Genomic DNA, 21,715 nt, shown 5'->3' on the forward strand with positions numbered 1-21,715 from the left:
GATCGGGCCCCGTCCACGCCAGCGTGGGCGGGGCCCGATCCGTTCGCGTGCCGAGCCGCCCTGCCGACGCGGGCCCCCGCTGGGGTCCGCCGCCCGGCGTGTTCGTTAGACTTGCCGGAGTCGTCCGCGGCCGCCCCGTGCGCGGACCCAGGACCGGGCTCCTGCCCCACCCCACCCCCCGCGGCCGGACGCCGGTCGGACCCAGTCTCTAGGAGGACATGTGCTCAGCGCTTTCGGACGGGCGTTGCGAACCCCCGACCTGCGACGCAAGCTGGGGTTCACCCTCGCCATCATCGTGCTCTACCGCCTGGGCACGTTCATCCCGGCGCCGGGCGTCGACTACGGCAACGTGCAGCAGTGCCTCGCGCTGGGCACCACCACGGGCGGCGTGTACGACATGGTGAACCTCTTCAGCGGAGGCGCCCTGCTGCAGCTGTCGGTCTTCGCGCTGGGCGTCATGCCCTACATCACCGCGAGCATCATCGTGCAGCTGCTGCGCGTGGTCATCCCCCGCTTCCAGGAGCTGCACGAGGAGGGCGCGCAGGGCCAGACGCAGCTGACCCAGTACACCCGCTACCTCACGATCGGCCTCGCGCTGCTCAACGCCACCACGGTCGTCTCGCTCGCCCGGTCCGGGGCCCTGCTGGGCGACTGCCCCCTGCCGATCATCCCGAACGACACCTGGCTGACCGTGCTCATCATCATCATCACGATGACCGCCGGCACGGCGATCATCATGTGGCTGGGCGAGCGGATCACGGAGAAGGGCGTGGGCAACGGCATGTCGCTGCTCATCTTCACCTCGATCGCCGCGACCTTCCCCTCCGCCCTCGGCGAGATCTTCCGCACCCGGGGCTGGGGCGTGTTCCTCTCCGTGCTGGCCGTGGGGCTCGTGGTGATCACCTGCGTGGTCTTCGTGGAGCAGTCCCAGCGCCGGGTCCCGGTGCAATACGCCAAGCGGATGGTGGGCCGGCGCACGATCGGGGGCACCACCACCTACATCCCGCTCAAGGTCAACATGGCCGGCGTCATCCCCATCATCTTCGCGTCCTCCATGCTGATGCTGCCGGGCATGCTCTCCCAGTTCGGCATGCCGGACGACGGCTCCGACGTCCCCGGCTGGGTGAACTGGATCAACACCTACCTCGTCACCGGCGACCACCCCGTGTACATGGCGATGTACTTCCTGATGATCGTGTTCTTCACGTACTTCTACGTGTCGATCACGTTCAACCCGGAAGAGGTGTCCAACAACATGAAGCGCTACGGCGGCTTCATCCCGGGGATCCGCGCGGGCCGGCCCACCGAGAAGTACCTGGCGTACGTGCTCAGCCGGATCACCTTCCCGGGCGCCCTGTACCTGGGCATCGTGTCGATGATCCCGCTCGTCGCGCTCGTGCTGATCGACGCCAACCAGAACTTCCCCTTCGGCGGGCCCTCGCTGCTGATCATGGTGGGCGTGGGGCTGGACACGGTGAAGCAGATCGAGGCGCAGCTGCAGCAGCGCAACTACGAGGGCCTGCTGCGCTGATCCCGGGCCTCGTCCCCGGCCCCTTCCCGACCGGGGCGGCCGGGGAGGGGCCAGTAGACTGGGCCCGCACCCACCACCGACCGCAAGGAGACCTCATGACCCGCATGCTCATCATCGGACCCCCCGGCGCAGGCAAGGGCACGCAGGCCGTGCGCATCTCGGACGAGCTCGGCATCCCGGCGATCTCCACCGGCGACATCTTCCGCGCGAACATCAAGGGCCAGACCCCGCTCGGGGAGGAGGCCAAGCGCTACATCGACGCCGGCGACCTCGTGCCCGACTCGGTGACCAACCGGATGGTCCGCGACCGCCTCGCCGAGACGGACACCGCCGACGGCTTCCTGCTCGACGGCTACCCGCGCAACGCCGCGCAGGTGGAGGAGCTCGACGCCATCCTCGCGGAACTGGGCCAGGAGCTCGACGTCGTGCTGAAGCTGACCGCCGACCGTGACGAGCTCGTCGAGCGGCTCCTCGGGCGGGCGCAGAAGGAGGGGCGCACCGACGACACGGAGGACGTCATCCGGCACCGTCTCGACGTGTACGACGCGGAGACCGCCGCCGTCGTCGACGTCTACGACCGGCGCGGGATCGTCCGCGAGGTCGACGGACTGGGCTCCGTCGACGAGGTCTCCCGGCGGATCATGACGGCGCTGTCCTGACGCACCGTCCCGCGCCACGCCCACCGTGACACCCCCGGACACCCCCCGGGGGTCTCACGTTTAACCATCACCGCCGCGAGCTCCCCGACCGGGGAGCGGCCTGGAAGGAAGACCGCATGTTCGGCCGCCGCCGGATCGAGTACAAGACCAACGCCCAGCTGCGCGCCATGCAGCGCGCCGGGGTGGTGACCTCGCGCGCCCTCGACGCGGCCGTGGCGGCCGCCGTCCCCGGCGTCACCACCGCGTCCCTCGACGACGTGTTCCGCGCCGTCCTCGACGAGCACGGGGCGACCTCCAACTTCCTCGGCTACTTCGGCTACCCGGCCGCCGTGTGCGTGTCCGTCAACGACGTGGTGGTCCACGGCATCCCGGGGGAGCAGGTGCTGCAGGAGGGGGACATCCTGTCCGTCGACGGCGGGGCGATCGTCGAGGGCTGGCACGGGGACTCCGCGCGCACCGTGCTGCTGGGGCGTCCCGACCCGGCCGACGCCGAGCTCTCGGACGTCACCCGCAACGCCATGTGGCACGGCATCGCCGCGGCGGCCACGGGCACGCACGTCGGTGACATCGGCGCGGCCGTGGAGGACTACGTGCGGAAGGTCTCCGGGCACCGCTTCGGGATCCTCGAGGAGTACGTGGGCCACGGCATCGGCTCCAAGATGCACATGGCCCCGGACGTCCTGAACTTCCGCAGCACCGACCGCGGGCCGCGACTGCGCGCCGGGATGGCGCTGGCCATCGAGCCGATGCTCGTGCGCGGGGGCATCGGCACCCGCGTGCTCGACGACGACTGGACCGTGGTCACGACCGACGGGGCCCGCTCCAGCCAGTGGGAGCACTCGGTGGCCCTGCACGCCGACGGCGTCTGGGTGCTCACGGCCGAGGACGGCGGGGCCTCCGAGCTCGAGCCGCTCGGTGTGCGCCCCGTCCCCGTCCCGGAGGACCGGCCGTGACCCGCCGGCCGCCGACCGACCCAGACCCGCGACCCAGCGAGGAGACCACCGTGGCCCAGGAGCCGCAGCAGAGCACCGCGACCCGGACGCCCGTCGAGCTCACCGTCAAACCGGCGCCCGGACAGCTGACCTTCACCGCGCCCCGGCGCGGCAAGCCCCCGCGGCACCTCGCGGACTTCGACATGGACGGTCGCCGTCGGTTCCTCGCGGAGCTGGGCCACAAGCCCTTCCGTGCGGGCCAGCTGTCCCGGCACTACTTCGACCGCCTCGCGGTGGCCGCCGAGGACATGACGGACCTGCCCGCGGAGGGCCGGGAGGAGCTCGTCGCCCAGGCGCTGCCCCCGCTGCTGACGTCCGTGCGGACCCTCGAGGCCGACCAGGGCGCCACCGTCAAGAACGTCCACCGCTGCTTCGACGGGGCCACCGTGGAGTCCGTGCTCATGCGCTACACCAACCGGGTGACCATGTGCATCTCCTCCCAGGCCGGGTGCGGGATGAACTGCCCCTTCTGCGCGACCGGCCAGGCGGGCCTGACCCGCAACCTCTCGACCGCGGAGATGGTCGAGCAGGTCGTGCAGGGGGCGCGCATGCTCCGCGGCGGCCGCGTCGGGAAGGCCGAGCAGGAGCCGCTGCGCGTGTCCAACATCGTCTTCATGGGCATGGGGGAGGCCCTGGCCAACTACAAGGCCTCGATCGGCGCGATCCACCGCCTCATCGACCCGTCGCCTGAGGGTCTCGGGATCTCGGCCCGCGGCATCACCATGTCCACGGTGGGCCTCGTGCCCGGCATCCGGAAGTTCACGCAGGAGTCGCTGCCGGTCACCCTGGCGCTGTCCCTGCACGCCCCGGACGACGAGCTGCGGGACGAGCTCATCCCGATCAACACGCGCTGGAAGGTCGACGAGGCCCTCGACGCGGCCTACGAGTACTACCAGGCCACCGGCCGGCGGGTCTCGATCGAGTACGCGCTGATCCGCGACATCAACGACCACGGGTGGCGGGCCGACCTGCTCGGGGAGAAGCTCAACGCCCGCGGCGGGGGCTGGGTGCACGTGAACCCGATCCCGCTCAACCCCACCCCGGGGTCCAAGTGGACCGCCTCCCGGCCCGGCGTGGAGCAGAACTTCGTGGAGCGGCTGCGCGCCCACGGGATCCCCACCACGGTGCGGGACACCCGGGGCTCCGACATCGACGGCGCCTGCGGGCAGCTGGCCGCGACCGTCTGAGCGCCGTCGCCGCGGGGGCGCGCGCTCCCCGGGAGGGGGCCGCCTCGTTGCGGGAGGCGCCCCCGATCCCGTAGAGTGTCCTGTTGGTTGTCTGTGCTCCAGCGATTCCGCACTCATTCGGACCACGCCGACCCCCACCGTGCACCACGAACGGTGATGGTGCGCGCGTACGGGTCCGCTGCGGCGTTTAACGACGATGTACACCCGAAACCCTGCCCGCCGCCCCGGCGGGGGGCACCTGAAGTTAGCGGAGGATATGGCCAAGAAAGACGGAGTCATCGAGATCGAAGGCACTGTGGTCGAGGCTCTGCCCAACGCGATGTTCCGCGTTGAGCTGAACAACGGTCACCTTGTCCTCGCCCACATCTCCGGCAAGATGCGTCAGCACTACATCCGGATCCTCCCCGAGGACCGCGTGGTGGTGGAGCTGAGCCCGTACGACCTCACCCGCGGTCGTATTGTCTACCGCTACAAGTAGGACCGGCGGCCGTCCGGGCCGCACACCACTCGAGAGAACGACGCGAAGGAATGCGATGAAGGTCCAACCGAGCGTGAAGCCGATCTGCGACAAGTGCAAGGTGATCCGCCGCAACGGGCGGGTCATGGTGATCTGCGAGAACCCGCGCCACAAACAGCGTCAGGGCTGACAAGTCCCGACCACCCACGCAAGTGGATCGACACAAGGCACCGCTCCCGACCGGAGGGATCCGGGCGGGTGCCCCCGGTACAGAGGCCGGGGACCGGCGGACGGACATGACGTCACCGACCGGGCAGCGATGCTCCAGACCTCTGGAGAAACACAAGGAGAACTGCCGATATGGCTCGTCTCGCAGGCGTCGACCTTCCCCGCGAAAAGCGGCTGGAAATTGCGCTCACCTACATCTACGGCGTGGGTCGCACCCGCGCGCTCGAAACCCTGGACGCCACCGGCATCTCGGGCGACCTGCGCGTGCGCGAACTCACCGATGCCCAGCTCGTGGAGCTGCGCGACTACATCGAGGACAACTACAAGGTCGAGGGTGACCTCCGCCGCGAGGTGGCCGCCGACATCCGACGCAAGGTCGAGATCGGCAGCTACCAGGGCATCCGGCACCGCCGCGGCCTGCCGGTGCACGGTCAGCGCACCAAGACCAACGCCCGCACCCGCAAGGGTCCGAAGCGCACGGTCGCCGGCAAGAAGAAGTAGCCCGCTGCCGCTCGCGCGCCGGGACCCCGTGGTCCCCCGAGCGGCCCACCACCACTCTTCACCGCTCTTCAAAACTTTGTAGGAGATTTCCATGCCCCCGAAGACCCGCGCAGCGGCAGCACGCAAGCCCCGCCGCAAGGACAAGAAGAACGTCACCCAGGGCCAGGCCCACATCAAGTCGACGTTCAACAACACCATCGTCACCATCACCGACCCCTCCGGCGCCGTCCTCTCCTGGTCCTCCGCCGGCGAGATGGGTTTCAAGGGCTCGCGCAAGTCCACGCCCTTCGCCGCGCAGATGGCCGCCGAGGCCGCCGCGAAGCGCGCCCAGGAGCACGGCATGCGCAAGGTCGACGTGTTCGTCAAGGGCCCGGGATCCGGGCGCGAGACCGCCATCCGCTCCCTGCAGGCCACCGGCCTCGAGGTCGGCTCCATCTCGGACGTCACCCCGAGCGCGCACAACGGTTGCCGTCCGCCGAAGCGCCGCCGCGTCTGATGTGCGCACGCCACCGGGACCCCGCGGGGTCCCGGTGCGCGTGCCGACAACGGGCCGGGCACCGGTCCGCACCCTTCAACTGTTTTCCACCATTTGCGCGCGTCATATAGCGGATGCCCGCTGAAAGGAAACATCAGTGCTCATCGCACAGCGCCCCACCCTCTCCGAAGAGGTCGTGGCCGACAACCGGTCCCGCTTCGTGATCGAACCCCTCGAGCCCGGCTTCGGCTACACCCTCGGCAACTCCCTCCGCCGCACCCTCCTGTCCTCGATCCCCGGTGCCGCCGTGACCAGCATCCGGCTCGACGGGGTGCTCCACGAGTTCTCCACCGTGGAGGGCGTGAAGGAGGACGTCACCGAGGTCATTCTCAACGTCAAGAAGCTCGCCGTCTCCTCGGAGCAGGACGAGCCCGTCGTCGCCTACCTGCGGAAGCAGGGCCCCGGCGTCGTCACCGCGGCGGACATCACGGCCCCGGCAGGGGTGGAGATCCACAACCCGGACCTGCACATCGCGACCCTCAACGCGAAGGGCCAGCTCGAGCTCGAGCTGACCATCGAGCGCGGTCGCGGCTACGTATCCGCCGCGCAGAACAAGGCGGGCGACGCGGAGATCGGGCGCATCCCGGTCGACTCCATCTACTCGCCCGTCCTGAAGGTGACCTTCCGCGTGGAGGCCACCCGCGTGGAGCAGCGCACCGACTTCGACAAGCTGGTCCTGGACGTGGAGACCAAGGAGGCCATCGCCCCGCGTGACGCCGTGGCCTCCGCCGGCACCACCCTGGTCGAGCTGTTCGGCCTCGCCCGCGAGCTCAACACGGCCGCCGAGGGCATCGAGATCGGGCCCTCGCCGACGGACGCCGCGATGGCCGCCGACATGGCGCTGCCCATCGAGGACCTCGAGCTGACCGTGCGGTCCTACAACTGCCTCAAGCGCGAGGGCATCCACAGCGTGGGTGAGCTCGTGGGCCGCTCCGAGGCGGACCTGATGGACATCCGCAACTTCGGCGCCAAGTCGATCGACGAGGTCAAGGCCAAGCTCGTCGACCTCGGGCTGTCCCTCAAGGACTCGCCCCCCGGCTTCGACCTCGCCGCTCGCGCCGCCGCGATCGACGACGAGAACCCGTTCGACGACGACGACCACTAGTCCTTCCCGCTGACGTCCCGACGGGTGCCCGCCCGGGCCGGGACAGACTTCCAGGAGATCAACAACCATGCCTACTCCCACCAAGGGACCCCGCCTCGGAGGCGGCCCCGCGCACGAGCGCCTGATGCTGGCGAACCTGTCGCAGCAGCTGTTCGAGCACAAGCGCATCACCACCACCGTGACCAAGGCGAAGCGGATGCGTCCCTACGCCGAGCGGCTGATCACCTTCGCCAAGCGCGGTGACCTGGCCGCGCGCCGTCGCGTGCTGGCGCAGCTCACGGACAAGTCCGTGGTGCACGAGCTGTTCACGACCATCGCCTCGGCGATGGAGGACCGCAACGGCGGCTACACCCGCATCACGAAGATCGGCAACCGCAAGGGCGACAACGCCCCCATGGCCGTGATCGAGCTCGTGATGGAGCCCGTCGCGACCAAGGCCACCGTCGCCGAGGCCGAGCGCGCCACGGAGAAGGCCGCCCCGGCCCCCGCGGCCCCGGTCGACACCCCCGCGGACTCGACCGTCGACGAGGTCGCCGCCGAGGAGATCCCCGCCGAGGAGCAGGCCCCCGAGGTCGGCTCCGAGCAGGCCGCCGAGGTCGCCGCCGAGAACGCCGGCGCGGAGTTCCCCGGTTCGCACGCCCCGCTCGAGTCCGGCGAGGCCCCCGAGGGCTTCGAGGTCAAGGGCAACAAGAACTCGATGAAGTACCACGTGCCCGGCTCGCGCTGGTACGCGGGCACCACCGCCGAGATCTGGTTCGACTCGCCGGCCAACGCCGAGGCCGCCGGCTTCCAGCCGGCCGGCGGGGCCGCCGCGCAGAAGACCCGCTGACCGGGCTCCACCGGACAGACACCGCGCACGCCGCCGGGGACCTGGTCCCCGGCGGCGTCGCCGTGCCCGGGTCCGCAGCCCTCCCGACCACATCCACCCAGGAGCTGACCATGAGCACGTCCGAGGCCGCCGTCCGCGTGCGGATCGACCTGGCCTACGACGGCGCGCCGTTCTCCGGCTGGGCCCGTCAGCCGGGGCTGCCGACCGTCCAGGCGGCCCTGGAGGACGCCCTCGCCGTGCTGGTCCGGCGCGAGGTGCGGGTCGTGGTGGCCGGCCGGACCGACACCGGGGTGCACGCGCGCGGACAGGTGGTCCACCTGGACCTGACCGCGTCGGAGTGGGCCGCCCTCGCCCGCGGCCGGGCGGAGGACCCCGCGCGCGCGCTCGAGCGCCGTCTGACGGGGACGCTGGCGCACGTCCTCGGCCGCGGCCGCCGCGAGCAGGGCCTGCCGCAGTGCCCGGGCGCGGTGGTCGTCCGCCGCGCGGGCGCCGCCCCGGCGGGCTTCGACGCCCGCTTCTCCGCCGAGTCCCGCCGCTACAGCTACCGGATCGACGACGGCGCGGCGGGCCACGACCCGCTGACCCGGCACCTGACGTGGTGGTCGAAGGACGCGCTCGACGTCGCCGTGATGGCGGTCGCCGTGCGGGAACTGGTGGGTCTGCACGACTTCCTGTCCTTCTGCCGCCCGCGCGAGGGCGCCACGACGGTGCGGGAGATCCTCGACCTGTCCGTCGAGCGGAACCGGGACGGGCTCGTGGTGCTCGGCATCGAGGCCGACGCCTTCTGCCACCACATGGTCCGCTCGGTGGTGGGCGCGGCCGCCCGCGTGGGCTCCGGCCGGGAGGAGCCGGACTGGCTCGGCCGCCGGCTGGCCGAGCGGGTCCGCGACGCCGCGGTGCTCATGGCCCCGGCGCACGCCCTGGTGCTCGAGGAGGTCCGGTACCCCGGGGACGCCGTCCTGGGGGAGCGGGCCGAGCGCACGCGGGCGCGGCGCGGTCCCGTGCACGGCGGCCGGGGGCACCCTCCGGAGTTCCCGGGGACGCGCACGGAGGTCGACCACGGGGATTGACCACGGGGATCGAGCACGGGGATCGAGCACGGGGATCGACCACGGAGATTGACCGCCGCAACCTCCGGGTGTATGGCCCGAGTGGTCTTTGGCCGCTCCTTCCGGTAACGTTGGTTGTTGTTGTGCGTGTCCCGCCTCGGTTCACGTGTACCCGGATCCGCCGTCCCGTTGCAGGACGCATGGCGGTCCGGTGCACCGGGGTCTCGGGCACCGGATGCAGCTCGGTCCTCACCCGAGCCCCGGACGGCACACCGAGAAACGGCGTGATCCCAACTAGCGCCACCGAGATAACCCGAACGAAGGCAAACTAACGTGCGTACGTACACCCCGAAGCCCGGTGACATCCAGCGCCAGTGGCACGTCATCGATGCCACCGACGTCGTCCTGGGTCGTCTTGCCAGCCAGACCGCAACGCTGCTGCGCGGAAAGCACAAGCCGACCTTTGCTCCCCACGTGGACGCCGGTGATTTCGTCATCATCATCAACGCCGAGAAGGTGGCCCTGACCGGCTCCAAGCTCGAGAAGAAGCGGGCCTACCGCCACTCCGGCTACCCGGGCGGGCTCAAGTCCAGCTCCTACGCCGAGCTGCTGGAGAAGCACCCGGTCCGCGCCGTGGAGAAGGCCATCCGTGGCATGCTCCCGAAGAACAAGCTGGCCGCCCAGCAGATGTCCAAGCTCAAGGTCTACGCCGGCCCGGAGCACCCCCACGGTGCCCAGCAGCCGCAGTCCTTCGAGTTCACCCAGGTCGCCCAGTAACCGGGCCTACGACAGAAACGAGCGAGGAAAATCGTGGCTCAGAACACTGAAGAGCAGAACATCCTGGACGGCGGGGAGCAGCCGAGCAGCTACACCTCCGAGTCCGCTCCCGCCGAGGAGACGGCTGCCGCCGCCGAGCGACCGGCCCTGACCGTCTCCGGCCAGGCCGTCGGCCGCCGCAAGGAGGCCGTCGCCCGCGTGCGCGTCGTCCCCGGCTCCGGCCAGTGGACCGTCAACGGCCGCACCCTGGAGAACTACTTCCCGAACAAGCTGCACCAGCAGGAGGTCAACGACCCCTTCACGGTGCTCGAGCTCGAGGGCGCCTACGACGTCATCGCCCGCATCCACGGCGGTGGCCCCTCCGGCCAGGCCGGGGCCCTGCGCCACGGCGTGGCGCGCGCCCTGAACGAGATCGACCTCGAGAACAACCGTCCGACCCTCAAGAAGGCCGGCTTCCTGACGCGTGACCCCCGCGTCATCGAGCGCAAGAAGGCCGGTCTCAAGAAGGCCCGCAAGGCCCCGCAGTACTCGAAGCGCTGATCGGAGGGCCTCCCCGGCCCGCCCTTCGGCTCCACGGACCCCGTCCGACCCGGTGCACGCCGGTGTCGGGCGGGGTCCGTTCGTTACCGCCAGCCTCCCGTGCTCCGGCTCGAGGGGAACGTAGGATGGGGTCGATGTCTAGATTATTCGGAACGGACGGCGTGCGCGGGCTCGCGAACGACCTCCTCACAGCCAACATGACACTGGACCTGGCGCAGGCGGCAGCGATCGTGCTCGGTCACGGCCACGCGCCCGAGGGCCGGCGCCCCACCGCGGTCGTCGCCCGGGACGGGCGCGCCAGCGGCGAGTTCCTCAGCGCCGCCGTGACCGCCGGTCTCGCCGGGTCGGGCGTGGACGTCCACGACGCCGGCGTCCTGCCGACCCCCGCGCTGGCCTACCTGGTGGCGGACGTCGACGCGGACTTCGGCGTGATGATCTCCGCCTCGCACAACCCCGCCCCGGACAACGGGATCAAGTTCCTCGCCCACGGCGGGCGGAAGCTGCCCGACCGGGTCGAGGACCAGATCCAGGAGGTCTACGAGTCCGGCAGCTTCCGGCGCCCCACCGGCGCCGGCGTCGGGCGGATCCACCTGCTCACGGACGCGGAGGACCGCTACGTCCTGCACCTGGTGGGGGCGATCCCGCACCGGCTGGAGGGGATGAGCGTGGTCCTGGACTGCGCCAACGGCGCCGCCAGCGGGGTCTCACCGGACGCCTTCCGCGGGGCGGGCGCCTCCGTCCACGTCATCGGCGCGGAGCCCGACGGCCTGAACATCAACGACGGCTGCGGCTCCACCCACCTGGAGCCCCTGCGGCGGGCCGTCGTCGAGCTCGGGGCCGACCTCGGGATCGCCCACGACGGCGACGCCGACCGCTGCCTCGCCGTGGACGCCACCGGCCGGGAGGTGGACGGGGACCAGATCATGGCGATCCTCGCCCTCGCGCTCAAGGACGCCGGCCGGCTCGTGGACGACACGCTGGTGGCCACCGTGATGAGCAACCTCGGCCTCAAGCTCGCCCTGCGCGACGAGGGGATCGACGTGCGCGAGACCGCCGTCGGGGACCGCTACGTGCTCGAGACGATGACCGCGCACGGCTACAACCTGGGCGGCGAGCAGTCCGGCCACGTCATCATGTCCGACTTCGCGACCACCGGTGACGGTCTGCTGACCGGACTGATGCTGGCCTCGCGCGTGGCGCAGTCCGGCACGCCGCTCGCGGAGCTGGCCCAGGTCATGACGCGGCTGCCCCAGGTGCTGCTCAACGTGCGCGGTGTGGACCGCACCGCCGTGGGCTCCAACCCCGCCGTGCAGTCGGCGGTCGCGGAGGTCGAGCAGCGCCTCGGCGAGACGGGACGGGTGCTGCTGCGGCCCTCGGGGACCGAGCCCGTGGTGCGGGTGATGGTCGAGGCGGCCTCCCAGGAGGTCGCCCGGGCCGAGACGGAGTTCCTGGCCTCCGTCGTGGAGCGGGAGCTGTCGCTGACCGTCTGAGCAGCCGGTCGCCGCCCGCCCGGCACGCCGCAGGCCCGCACCACNCACGGTGCGGGCCTGCGGCGTGCCGGGGTCAGGGGCGTTCGCGCAGCGCGTCGCGGATCTCCGTGAGCAGCTGCACCTGCGCGTCGGCCTCCTCCTCGCCCGGGGAGATGCCGAGGCGGCGGTTGCGGGCCTCGGTCATCCTGTTCACCGGCAGGACGACGGCGAAGTACACGGCCGCGGCCACGAGCAGGAAGTTGACGACCGCGGTGAGCAGCACCCCGAACCGCAGGTCGTTGCCGTTGACGCTCAGCACGGCGAAGGAGTCGAAGTTCGGGGAGCCCACGACGGCCGAGATGGCCGGCATGAGCACGGCCTCGACGAGCGCGGTGACGATCTGCCCGAAGGCCGCCCCGATGATCACGGCGACGGCCAGGTCCAGCACGTTGCCCTTCATGATGAAGTCCTTGAATCCCTTGAGCATCCCCGCAGACTACCTGCCGGCACGGCGGGACGTCCGGGCGGCCCCCCCGTGACCCGCCCCTCCACCGCCCCGTCGCCCACCTGCTGGTCCGGCGGGGCGCCCCCTCGCGATCCCGGCCGGGGTTCACCCCGGGGCGGGCGTGCCGTAGTCGGGGGCCGGGCCCAGACCGGAGAACTCCTCGAGCGTCGGGACGCCCGAGCGCTCGAGCTCCCGGGCCCGCTCGGGACCGAGGTAGCGCAGGTGCCACGGCTCGTACCAGTAGCCGGTGGTCCCGTGCTCGCCCCGGGGGTACCGGACCACGAACCCGTGCTCCGGCCCGTGCTCGGCCACCCACGCGGCGGCGGCCGTGTCGGCGAAGCACACGCGCAGATCGCACCCGGAGCCGTCCCCCACGTCCACGGCCAGTCCCGTCTGGTGCTCCGAGTGTCCGGGGCGGGCGGACACGGTGTCCGCGGCCTCGGGGCCCTTCCGTGCCACCCAGCCGGCGTAGGTCCCCGCCTGCTCCGTCCAGGACCGGTAGCCGGACACGATCCGCAGCGGCACCCCGTCGGCCCGGGCCGCGGCGAGCATTCCGCGGGCGGCCGCGGCGGCGCCGGGCCGCAGCAGGTGCCCCTCCACGTCCTCGAGGTCGGCCGGGGCCCAGCCCTCCGGGACCAGGGGCCGGCGCTTGTTGACGACCACCGCGAGCGACGCGGGGTCGTCCAGGTCGGGGCCGGCGCCCGGCGCGTGGGAAGGAGAAGGAGAAGGAGTAGGAGATGGAGCGGGGGCGGCGTCCGGTGTCGTCGGCGGCGCACCGGACGTGGTCGGGGACAGGTCCGCGGACGGGTCCGCGGACGGGGCCGGTGACGTGGCCGTCGGAGCCGGCGGAGCGGCCGGGGGAGTGGGGCCGGTGTCCGGGGCGCACCCCGCGACGAGCACCGCGGCGGCGAGCAGCAGGGCGCCGGAGCGCGGGACGCCCATCAGTTCTTGCGCAGCAGCACGCGCCGGATCGAGTGGTCGGAGTCCTTGGAGAGGATCAACCGGGCGCGGCCGCGGGTCGGCTGCACGTTCTCGATCAGGTTCGGCTCGTTGATCCGCCGCCAGATGCCGGTGGCGGTGGCCACGGCCTGCTCGTCGGAGAGATCGGCGTAGCGGTGGAAGTAGGACCCGGGGTCGGCGAAGGCGGAGTAGCGCAGGGCCTGGAAGCGCTCCACGTACCACCGCTCGATGTCCGACGGCCGGGCGTCCACGTAGATCGAGAAGTCGAAGAAGTCGCTGAGCGCCAGCGCGGCCCGGTCCCCGGGCCCCACCTTGGCGGGTGCGAGGACGTTGAGGCCCTCGATGATGACGACGTCCGGGCGGGTCACCACGACCTCCTCGCCGGGCAGGATGTCGTAGCTGTGGTGCGAGTACTTGGGGGCCCGGACCTCGGGGGCGCCCGACTTGATCTTCGCGACGAAACGGAGCAGGGCGCGGCGGTCGTAGGACTCCGGGAAGCCCTTGCGGTCCATGAGCCCGCGCTGCTGCAGCTCGGCGTTGGGGTGCAGGAACCCGTCCGTGGTGATCAGCTGGACGTTCGGGGTGGAGGGCCACCGGGACAGCAGCTCGCGCAGCAGTCGGGCGGTGGTGGACTTGCCGGCGGCCACGGACCCGGCGATGCCGATCACGAACGGGGTGCGGGCGTGCTCCTCGCCCAGGAAGGCGTTCGTCGAGGCGTTGAGCCGGTTCGACGACTCGTCGTAGAGGGTCAGCAGCCGCGAGATGGGGAGGTACACCTCGCGGACCTCCGCGACGTCGAGCCGGTCGCCGAGGCCGCGCAGGTTCTCGATCTCCTGGGAGGTGAGGGGAACGTCGATCTCGTGGGAGAGCCTCGACCAGGTCTGCCGGTCGTGCTCCACGAAGGGCGAGGCGCGTTCGCTCAGCGTAGATGCGGTCATCGACCACAGTCTAGACCGCACCGGAAGGCCCGCGACGGAGCGGAGACAGGGACCGTACCCGGGTGTAGATTTGTGCTCGATCCGGTATCAGCTGTGGGCGCACCCGCAGCAGTGCGCGGCGCGTGCACTCCGCCGGTGCGGCACCACCAGGTTCGAGAGTCAGGACAGCACCATGGCGACGGCAACGACCACACAGACCACACCATCGGCGGGCGGGAGGTCCACGGCCGCCCGGGCGCACGTCCAACGGTTCGGGACGTTCCTCTCGGGGATGATCATGCCCAACATCGGGGCGTTCATCGCCTGGGGCCTGATCACCGCGTTCTTCATCGAGGCCGGCTTCACCCCGTTCGGCCCGCTGGGCGGGTTCGGCGAGAACGCGGAGGGCGAGCCGTACACGGGCCTGGTGGGCCCGATGATCACGTACCTGCTGCCGCTGCTGATCGCCTACACGGGCGGGCGGATGGTCTACGACGTGCGCGGCGGCGTGGTCGGGGCGATCGCCACGATGGGGGTGATCGTGGGCACCGACATCCCCATGTTCATCGGGGCCATGCTGATGGGCCCGCTGACCGCCTGGGTGATGAAGAAGGTCGACAGCATCTGGGACGGGAAGATCAAGCCCGGCTTCGAGATGCTGGTCAACAACTTCTCGGCCGGCATCCTCGCCGCGGCCATGGCGATCTTCGGCTTCTTCCTGGTGGGCCCGGCGGTGCTCGCCTTCTCCAACGCCGCCGCCGCGGCGGTCGACTTCCTGGTGACCCGGGGGCTGCTGCCGCTGACCTCGATCCTGATCGAGCCGGCCAAGGTGCTGTTCCTGAACAACGCGATCAACCACGGCATCCTCACCCCGCTGGGCACCGCCCAGGCCCTGGAGCAGGGCAAGTCCATTTTGTTCCTGCTGGAGGCCAACCCGGGTCCGGGGCTGGGCATCCTGCTGGCCTACACCTTCTTCGGGCGGGGCGCGGCCCGGGCCTCGGCCCCGGGTGCGGCGCTCATCCACTTCGTGGGCGGCATCCACGAGATCTACTTCCCCTACGTGCTGATGAAGCCGGCGCTGATCCTGGCCGCGATCGCGGGCGGCATGACGGGGATCTTCACGCTGACGCTCTTCGACGCGGGCCTGCGCGCCCCGGCGGCCCCCGGATCGATCATCGCGGTCTTCGCCCAGGCGACCACCGACAGCTACGTGGGGGTCGCGATCGCGGTGACGGCCGCGACGGCGGTGTCCTTCCTCGTGGCCTCGGTCATCCTGAAGGCCTCCAAGGACAAGGGCGAGGGGGACCTCACGGAGGCCACCTCCCGGATGGAGACGATGAAGGGCAAGAAGAGCTCCGTGGCCTCCGCCATGGTCGGCACCAGCGGCGGCGCGGACACCGGCGGGGACACCGCGCGCGAGCTGGCGGACGGCGGTCCGGTGGAGCGGATCGTGTTCGCCTGCGACGCCGGCATGGGCTCCTCCGCGATGGGTGCCTCGGTCCTGCGCAACAAGGTCAAGGCCGCCGGCTTCGGGGACGTCAAGGTCACCAACGCGGCGATCGCCAACCTCACCGACGACTTCGACATCGTGGTCACCCACCAGGACCTCGCCACCCGGGCGAGGCCGAAGGTGCCCAGCGCCTCGGTGGTGACCGTCGACAACTTCATGGGCAGCCCTCGCTACGACGAGATCGTCGAGGCCGTCCAGCAGCGCAACGGTGCGGCCGTCCCCGCCGGCGGTGCGCCGTCGGCGGCCACCGCCGGGGGCGCGGCCGCCGGCGGCGATGCCGTGGCCGAGGACGACGCCGGCAGGTCCGGGGAGGCGATCCTCACCCGGGACCGGATCGTGATGGACGGCGGGGCGCAGAACGCCGAGCAGGCCATCGACGAGGCCGGGGGCCTGCTCGTGGCGGCCGGTGCCGTGACCGACGAGTACGTGGTCTCCATGCACGAGCGCGAGCGCTCGGTGTCCACCTTCATGGGCAACGGCCTGGCCATCCCGCACGGCACGAACCAGGCCAAGGACAGCATCCGCTCCTCGGCCCTGTCGGTGGTGAAGTACCCCGAGGGGCTGGACTGGAACGGCAAGCCGGTCACCTGGGTGATCGGCATCGCCGGACGCGACAACGAGCACCTGGCGATCCTCTCGCGCGTCGCGAAGATCTTCGGCAACAAGGAGAAGGTGCGCCAGCTGGACGAGGCGACGACCTCCGACGAGGTGCTCGAGCTGCTCGGGAAGGTGAACGACTGATGAAGTGCGTGCATTTCGGGGCCGGCAACATCGGCCGGGGCTTCGTCGGCCTGCTCATGCACCGCTCGGGCTACGAGGTCGTGTTCGCGGACGTGGCAGCCCCCCTGATCGACGCCCTCGCCTCGACCCCCAGCTACACGGTGCACGAGGTCGGGGCCGGCTCGCGGGACACGGTGGTCGACGGCTACCGGGCGATCAACTCGGCGGACGACCCGGAGGCCGTGGCGGCGGAGATCGCCACGGCGGACGTGGTCACCACGGCCGTGGGCGCGCACATCCTGAAGTTCGTGGCGCCCCTCGTGGCCCGCGGCATCGCCGGGCGCCCCGAGGGCGCCGCCCCCGTGGCGGTCATGGCGTGCGAGAACGCCCTGTCCGCGACCGACACCCTCGCCGAGGCGGTCCGCGCCGAGTACCCCGGCGAGGACCTCGACCGGCGGGCCGTCTTCGCCAACACCGCCGTGGACCGGATCGTGCCACAGCAGGACGGCGGCGGGCTCGACGTGGTGGTGGAGCAGTTCCACGAGTGGGTCATCGACCGCACCCCCTTCGCGGGGGGCGAGCCGGCCATCGAGGGTGCGACCTACGTCGACGACCTGGTGCCCTACATCGAGCGGAAGCTGTTCACGGTCAACACCGGCCACGCCGCCTGTGCGTACTTCGGCTACCGCGCGGGCCGCCACCGCATCGCGGAGGCGATCGCCGACCCCGGGACCCGGGAACGGGTCGCCGCGGCGCTCGCGGAGACGCAGACGCTGCTCGTCGCGAAGCACGGCTTCGACGACCAGGAGCACGGCCGGTACGTCGCCAAGATCCTCGACCGCTTCGCCAACGAGCACCTCCCGGACACCGTCGAGCGCGTCGGCCGGGCCCCGCTGCGCAAGCTCGGCCGGCACGAGCGCTTCGTGGGCCCGGCCGCCGAGCTGGCCGAGCGGGGCCTCGGCACGGAGGGACTGCGCGCGGCCATGGCGGCCGCCCTGCGCTTCGACCCGGCCGACGACCCGGAGGCCGTCCGGCTGGGTGAGATCCTCGACACCCTGGCCCCGGCCGACGCCGTGCGGGAGATCACCGGGCTGGACACCGGGCACCCCCTCTTCCCGCCGCTCGAAGAGCTCGTGGCCGACACGGTCCGGGAGCGCCGGGGCTGAGGCGGGATCCGCGGGCCCGGCGGACCGGGTCGGGCCCGTGTCCCCGGAAGTGACGGGGACACGACCGGCTCCACCCCGCCGGGCCCTCCCGGCCGGACGAGATCCATGCGGTACTGTCGAGCGCATGTGTGGAATCGTTGGATATGTGGGTCCCTCCTCCCAGCACGGGGACCAGCCCGGGCACGACGCCCTCGACGTCCTCGTGGAGGGCCTGCGGCGCCTCGAGTACCGCGGCTACGACTCCGCGGGAGTGGCGGTGGTCTCCGACGGCGCCGTCGGCTTCCGCAAGAAGGCCGGCAAGCTGCTGCACCTCGAGCAGGAGCTGCGCGACAGCCCGCTGCCCCGCTCGACCACCGGGATCGGGCACACCCGGTGGGCCACCCACGGCGGGCCGACGGACGTCAACGCCCACCCGCACGTCGTCGACGGCGGCCGGCTGGCCGTCATCCACAACGGCATCATCGAGAACTTCGCCGAGATCAGGCGCGAGCTCGTCGAGAAGGGCCACGAGTTCGTCTCGGAGACCGACACCGAGGTCGCCGCCGCGCTCCTGGCCGACACCTACAACGACCTCGGCGACCAGGACCTGACCGCGGCCATGCAGGTCGCGTGCCGCCGGCTCGAGGGCGCGTTCACGCTCCTCGCCGTGCACGTCGACCACCCCGGCCGCGTGGTGGCGGCCCGGCGCAACTCCCCGCTCGTGCTCGGGCTGGGCGAGGGCGAGAACTTCCTCGGCTCGGACGTCTCCGGCTTCATCGACTACACGCGCAGCGCCGTGGAGCTCGGGCAGGACCAGGTCGTGTCCATCACCGCGGACGGCTACGAGATCACCGACTTCCACGGCAACCGTGCCGACGGCAAGCCCTTCGAGGTGCTGTGGGACGCGGCCGCCGCCGAGAAGGGCGGCTTCCCGTCCTTCATGGAGAAGGAGATCAACGAGCAGCCCGCCGCCGTGGAGCAGACCCTCATGGGCCGCACCGACCCGGACGGCAACCTGATCCTCGACGAGCTGAAGATCGACGAGGCGGTGCTGCGCGCCGTGGACAAGATCGTCGTCGTGGCCTGCGGCACGGCCGCCTACGCGGGGCAGGTCGCCCGCTACGCGATCGAGCACTGGTGCCGGATCCCCACCGAGGTCGAGCTCGCCCACGAGTTCCGCTACCGGGACCCGATCGTCAACGAGCGGACCCTGGTGGTGGCCCTGTCCCAATCGGGCGAGACCATGGACACCCTCATGGCCGTGCGGCACGCCCAGGAGCAGGGGGCCAAGGTCGTGGCCATCTGCAACACCAACGGCTCCACCATCCCGCGCGAGGCCGACGCCGCGCTGTACACGCACGCCGGGCCCGAGATCGCGGTCGCCTCGACCAAGGCGTTCCTCGCCCAGATCACCGCCGCCTACCTCCTGGGCCTCTACCTGGCCCAGCTGCGCGGGAACAAGTACAAGGACGAGATCGGGGAGATCCTCGCCGAGCTCGAGACGATGCCGGGCAAGATCCAGCAGGTCATCGACGCCCAGGACGCCGTCAAGGAGCTCGCGCAGTCGATGCGGGACGCCGCCTCCGTGCTCTTCCTCGGCCGGCACGTCGGCTTCCCGGTCGCGCTCGAGGGGGCGCTCAAGCTCAAGGAGATCGCCTACATCCACGCCGAGGGCTTCGCCGCCGGCGAGCTCAAGCACGGGCCGATCGCCCTCATCGAGGAGGGGCAGCCGGTGTTCGTCGTCGTCCCCTCCCCGCGCGGCCGGGACTCCCTGCACGCCAAGGTCGTCTCCAACATCCAGGAGATCCGCGCCCGCGGCGCGGTGACCATCGTGATCGCGGAGGAGGGGGACGAGGCCGTCGCCGACTACGCCAACCACGTCTTCCGCGTCCCGCAGTCCCCGGTGCTGCTCCAGCCGCTGCTGACCACGGTGCCGCTGCAGATCTTCGCGTGCGAGCTGGCCACGGCGAAGGGCTACGACGTCGACCAGCCCCGCAACCTCGCGAAGTCCGTCACCGTCGAGTAGCCGACGAGCAGCCGTCGAGCCGCCGATGAGCGCGCCGCCGCCGGCCCGCCGCCCGGATCCATCCGGGAGGCGGGCCGGCTGTCGTTAGGCTGGACCCCATGATCATCGGCACCGGCATCGACGTGGTGGACATCGCCCGCTTCGAGGAGCAGATCGCCCGCACCCCCGGCCTCGTGGCCCGGCTGTTCACCCCGCCGGAGCGGGAGCTGCACGTCCGCTCCCTGGCCGCCCGCTTCGCCGCGAAGGAGGCCGCGGCGAAGGCGCTCAAGGCACCGCCGGGGATGATCTGGCAGCACTGCTGGATCGAGAAGGACCCCTCCGGGGCTCCGCTGCTGTGCACCGAGGGCACCGTGGCGGACGAGGCCCGCCGGCAGGGCATCGACCGGTGGCACCTCACCATGACCCACGACGGCGGGATCGCGATGGCCATGGTCATCGCCGAGCGCACGGGGGGCCTGTCGTGATCGCGGCCTGGACCGGCGAGCAGGTCCGGGCGGCCGAGACGCCCTTCCTCGAGCGGGGCGAGGGGCCGGCGCTCATGCGGCGCGCCGCCCACGGCCTGGCCCTCGCCTGCGCCGAGCGCCTGCGCGCCCGCCGGGGACACGTCCGCGGGGCGCGCGTGGTGGTCCTGGCGGGCACCGGCAACAACGGCGGGGACGGGCTGTGGGCCGGGGCGGAGCTCGCGCGCCGCGGCGCGGCCGTGCTGGCCGTGGCCGTCGGGGACCGGCTGCACCCGGAGGGTGCTGCGGCCCTCGCGGCCGCCGGCGGCAGGGTGCTGGCCGCCGGGGACGGCGACCCGGCGCGGGCGGCCGGGCACGTGCTCGGCGCCGACCTGGTGCTCGACGCCGTGCTCGGGACCGGCGCCCGGGGCGGGCTGCGCGGGCCGGCCGCGGAGCTCGTCCGTGCGGTCCTCGACCGGTGGCCCCGGGACGGGGGACCGGTGGTGGTGGCGTGCGACGTCCCGTCGGGCGTCGCCGCGGACACCGGCGCGGTGGCGGGTCCCGTCCTGCCCGCGGACCTCACCGTGACGTTCGCCGGGGCGAAGGCGGGCCTGCTGCTCCCGCCGGGGGAGCGCTGGTGCGGCGAGGTGCGGACGGTGCCCATCGGGATCGAGCACGCCCTGCCGGAGCCCGCGCTGCGGCGCCTGGAGCGCGACGACGCCGCGGCGCTGTGGCCGCGGCCCGGAGCGGCCTCCCACAAGTACTCGCGCGGCGTGGTGGGCGTCGTCGCCGGTTCCCCGACCTACCCCGGCGCGGCGCTCATGTGCACGCGCGCCGCCGTGGACTCCGGCGCGGGCATGGTCCGCCACCTCGGCGACGCCGCCACCCGTTCCCTGGTGTGCCTGACGAGCCCCGAGGTGGTCGCCTCCGAGGACCACCCGGACGCCGTGCACGTCCAGGCCTGGGTCGTCGGCCCCGGTGCGGTGGGGGACGACGCCCAGGAGTCCCGGACGGACGCCGTGCTCGCGGGACCGCTGCCGGCGGTCGTCGACGCCGGCGCGCTCGCCGCGGCCGCGCGGGCGGCCGCCGACGGCGCCCTGGGCCCGGGGAAGGTCCTGACCCCGCACGCCGGGGAGCTCGCGCAGGTGCTGGCCTGGCTCGCCGCCCTCGGGGACGGCGGGGAGGCCCCCGACCGGGAGGCGGTCGAGGCCGAGCCGGCCCGGTGGGCCCGGGCGGCCGCGGAGGCGACCGGCGCCGTCGTGGTGCTCAAGGGCGCCACCACGCTCGTCGCGGCCCCGGACGGCACGCTGCTGTCCCAGGCGGACGGCAGCCCGTGGCTGGCGACGGCCGGCAGCGGGGACACCCTCGCCGGGATCATGGGCACGGCGCTGGCCGGCTGCGCCGAGGAGCCGGACGCGTTCGCCGCCGCGGGGGAGTGGGCCCGCGGGGACGCGCGCCTCGCGGTGGCCGCCGCGCTGGCCGTGGCCGTGCACGGGTGGGCCTCCCGGCTGGAGGGCCTCGGCCCCGTGCCGCCCACGGCGCTGTCCGCGAACGTCCGCACGGTCCTGCGCTTCGGCCGCTGAGGGCGCTCCCCGGCCCCCGGCGACCCGCGCCCGGGACGCGGGCGGCTCCC

22 protein-coding genes are annotated in these 21,715 nt (G+C 72.2%); 19 read left to right on the forward strand and 3 right to left on the reverse strand.

The genetic code is table 11. The features are described from left to right. Window positions 1-220 precede the first annotated feature (220 nt). The 14 genes from secY to glmM all read left to right on the forward strand — a co-directional run bounded on the left by secY (window position 221) and on the right by glmM (window position 11,880). On the forward strand, window positions 221-1,531 hold the full coding sequence (gene secY / locus ACH9D3_RS09960) for a preprotein translocase subunit SecY (RefSeq protein ID WP_396410797.1): 1,311 nt from the start codon (window positions 221-223) through the stop codon (window positions 1,529-1,531). Window positions 1,532-1,626: 95 nt separating this feature from the next. After that, a complete protein-coding gene (locus ACH9D3_RS09965) occupies window positions 1,627-2,190 on the forward strand; it encodes an adenylate kinase (protein ID WP_396400695.1) in 564 nt (187 codons plus the stop codon). 116 nt (window positions 2,191-2,306) lie between these two features. After that, window positions 2,307-3,143: a type I methionyl aminopeptidase gene (gene map / locus ACH9D3_RS09970; RefSeq protein ID WP_396400694.1), complete on the forward strand. Its 837-nt coding sequence runs from the start codon at window positions 2,307-2,309 to the stop codon at window positions 3,141-3,143. A 50-nt stretch (window positions 3,144-3,193) separates the two neighbouring features. Further along, entirely contained in the window at window positions 3,194-4,369 is a 1,176-nt protein-coding gene (gene rlmN, locus ACH9D3_RS09975) for a 23S rRNA (adenine(2503)-C(2))-methyltransferase RlmN (RefSeq protein WP_396410798.1), read from the forward strand. 256 nt (window positions 4,370-4,625) lie between these two features. Further along, complete coding sequence (gene infA, locus ACH9D3_RS09980) at window positions 4,626-4,847, forward strand: translation initiation factor IF-1 (RefSeq protein WP_017833319.1); 222 nt, start codon at window positions 4,626-4,628, stop codon at window positions 4,845-4,847. A 55-nt stretch (window positions 4,848-4,902) separates the two neighbouring features. Further along, entirely contained in the window at window positions 4,903-5,016 is a 114-nt protein-coding gene (rpmJ, locus tag ACH9D3_RS09985; protein ID WP_017833320.1) for a 50S ribosomal protein L36, read from the forward strand. A gap of 170 nt (window positions 5,017-5,186) precedes the next feature. Beyond that, entirely contained in the window at window positions 5,187-5,555 is a 369-nt protein-coding gene (gene rpsM / locus ACH9D3_RS09990; RefSeq protein WP_396400692.1) for a 30S ribosomal protein S13, read from the forward strand. A gap of 91 nt (window positions 5,556-5,646) precedes the next feature. Continuing rightward, the gene (rpsK, locus tag ACH9D3_RS09995) at window positions 5,647-6,051 is read left to right on the forward strand and encodes a 30S ribosomal protein S11 (RefSeq protein WP_017833322.1); all 405 of its coding nucleotides are present in this window, start codon (window positions 5,647-5,649) and stop codon (window positions 6,049-6,051) included. Between the two features lie 136 nt (window positions 6,052-6,187). After that, window positions 6,188-7,195 carry a DNA-directed RNA polymerase subunit alpha gene (locus ACH9D3_RS10000; RefSeq protein ID WP_396410799.1) on the forward strand — a complete coding sequence of 336 codons (1,008 nt, stop codon included), beginning with the start codon at window positions 6,188-6,190 and terminating at the stop codon, window positions 7,193-7,195. Window positions 7,196-7,262: 67 nt separating this feature from the next. After that, entirely contained in the window at window positions 7,263-8,024 is a 762-nt protein-coding gene (rplQ, locus tag ACH9D3_RS10005; RefSeq protein WP_396400690.1) for a 50S ribosomal protein L17, sunset domain variant, read from the forward strand. Window positions 8,025-8,134: 110 nt separating this feature from the next. Next, entirely contained in the window at window positions 8,135-9,094 is a 960-nt protein-coding gene (gene truA, locus ACH9D3_RS10010; RefSeq protein WP_396410800.1) for a tRNA pseudouridine(38-40) synthase TruA, read from the forward strand. A 312-nt stretch (window positions 9,095-9,406) separates the two neighbouring features. After that, window positions 9,407-9,850 (forward strand): 50S ribosomal protein L13, encoded by a 444-nt coding sequence (gene rplM, locus ACH9D3_RS10015; protein WP_396400688.1) that lies wholly within the window; start codon window positions 9,407-9,409, stop codon window positions 9,848-9,850. A gap of 33 nt (window positions 9,851-9,883) precedes the next feature. Continuing rightward, complete coding sequence (gene rpsI / locus ACH9D3_RS10020) at window positions 9,884-10,390, forward strand: 30S ribosomal protein S9 (RefSeq protein ID WP_396410801.1); 507 nt, start codon at window positions 9,884-9,886, stop codon at window positions 10,388-10,390. Window positions 10,391-10,524: 134 nt separating this feature from the next. Next, window positions 10,525-11,880 (forward strand): phosphoglucosamine mutase, encoded by a 1,356-nt coding sequence (glmM, locus tag ACH9D3_RS10025; RefSeq protein ID WP_396410802.1) that lies wholly within the window; start codon window positions 10,525-10,527, stop codon window positions 11,878-11,880. Window positions 11,881-11,953: 73 nt separating this feature from the next. On the opposite strand, the gene mscL is transcribed toward glmM, so the two are convergent. From mscL to coaA, 3 genes are all read right to left on the reverse strand, one after another. Beyond that, window positions 11,954-12,346 carry a large conductance mechanosensitive channel protein MscL gene (gene mscL / locus ACH9D3_RS10030; RefSeq protein ID WP_396400685.1) on the reverse strand — a complete coding sequence of 131 codons (393 nt, stop codon included), beginning with the start codon at window positions 12,344-12,346 and terminating at the stop codon, window positions 11,954-11,956. Between the two features lie 123 nt (window positions 12,347-12,469). Beyond that, on the reverse strand, window positions 12,470-13,306 hold the full coding sequence (locus ACH9D3_RS10035; RefSeq protein ID WP_396410803.1) for a D-alanyl-D-alanine carboxypeptidase family protein: 837 nt from the start codon (window positions 13,304-13,306) through the stop codon (window positions 12,470-12,472). Continuing rightward, window positions 13,306-14,262 carry a type I pantothenate kinase gene (coaA, locus tag ACH9D3_RS10040; protein WP_396400683.1) on the reverse strand — a complete coding sequence of 319 codons (957 nt, stop codon included), beginning with the start codon at window positions 14,260-14,262 and terminating at the stop codon, window positions 13,306-13,308. Before coaA ends, ACH9D3_RS10035 begins: the two co-directional genes overlap by 1 nt. 172 nt (window positions 14,263-14,434) lie before the next feature. On the opposite strand from coaA, the gene ACH9D3_RS10045 reads away from it, so the two are divergent. From ACH9D3_RS10045 to ACH9D3_RS10065, 5 genes are all read left to right on the forward strand, one after another. Next, complete coding sequence (locus ACH9D3_RS10045; RefSeq protein WP_396410804.1) at window positions 14,435-16,492, forward strand: PTS mannitol transporter subunit IICBA; 2,058 nt, start codon at window positions 14,435-14,437, stop codon at window positions 16,490-16,492. Further along, the gene (locus ACH9D3_RS10050) at window positions 16,492-17,637 is read left to right on the forward strand and encodes a mannitol-1-phosphate 5-dehydrogenase (RefSeq protein ID WP_396410805.1); all 1,146 of its coding nucleotides are present in this window, start codon (window positions 16,492-16,494) and stop codon (window positions 17,635-17,637) included. The genes ACH9D3_RS10045 and ACH9D3_RS10050 overlap by 1 nt, the downstream gene beginning before the upstream one ends. A 124-nt stretch (window positions 17,638-17,761) precedes the next feature. Continuing rightward, window positions 17,762-19,642 (forward strand): glutamine--fructose-6-phosphate transaminase (isomerizing), encoded by a 1,881-nt coding sequence (gene glmS, locus ACH9D3_RS10055; protein WP_396400680.1) that lies wholly within the window; start codon window positions 17,762-17,764, stop codon window positions 19,640-19,642. Between the two features lie 98 nt (window positions 19,643-19,740). Further along, the gene (locus tag ACH9D3_RS10060; protein WP_396400679.1) at window positions 19,741-20,106 is read left to right on the forward strand and encodes a holo-ACP synthase; all 366 of its coding nucleotides are present in this window, start codon (window positions 19,741-19,743) and stop codon (window positions 20,104-20,106) included. Beyond that, window positions 20,103-21,665, forward strand: coding sequence for an NAD(P)H-hydrate epimerase (locus ACH9D3_RS10065; protein WP_396410806.1), 1,563 nt, complete (start codon window positions 20,103-20,105; stop codon window positions 21,663-21,665). Before ACH9D3_RS10060 ends, ACH9D3_RS10065 begins: the two co-directional genes overlap by 4 nt. Window positions 21,666-21,715 lie beyond the last annotated feature (50 nt).

It is taken from the genome of Kocuria kalidii, assembly GCF_044462225.1.
GTDB classification, from domain to species: Bacteria; Actinomycetota; Actinomycetes; order Actinomycetales; family Micrococcaceae; genus Kocuria; species Kocuria kalidii.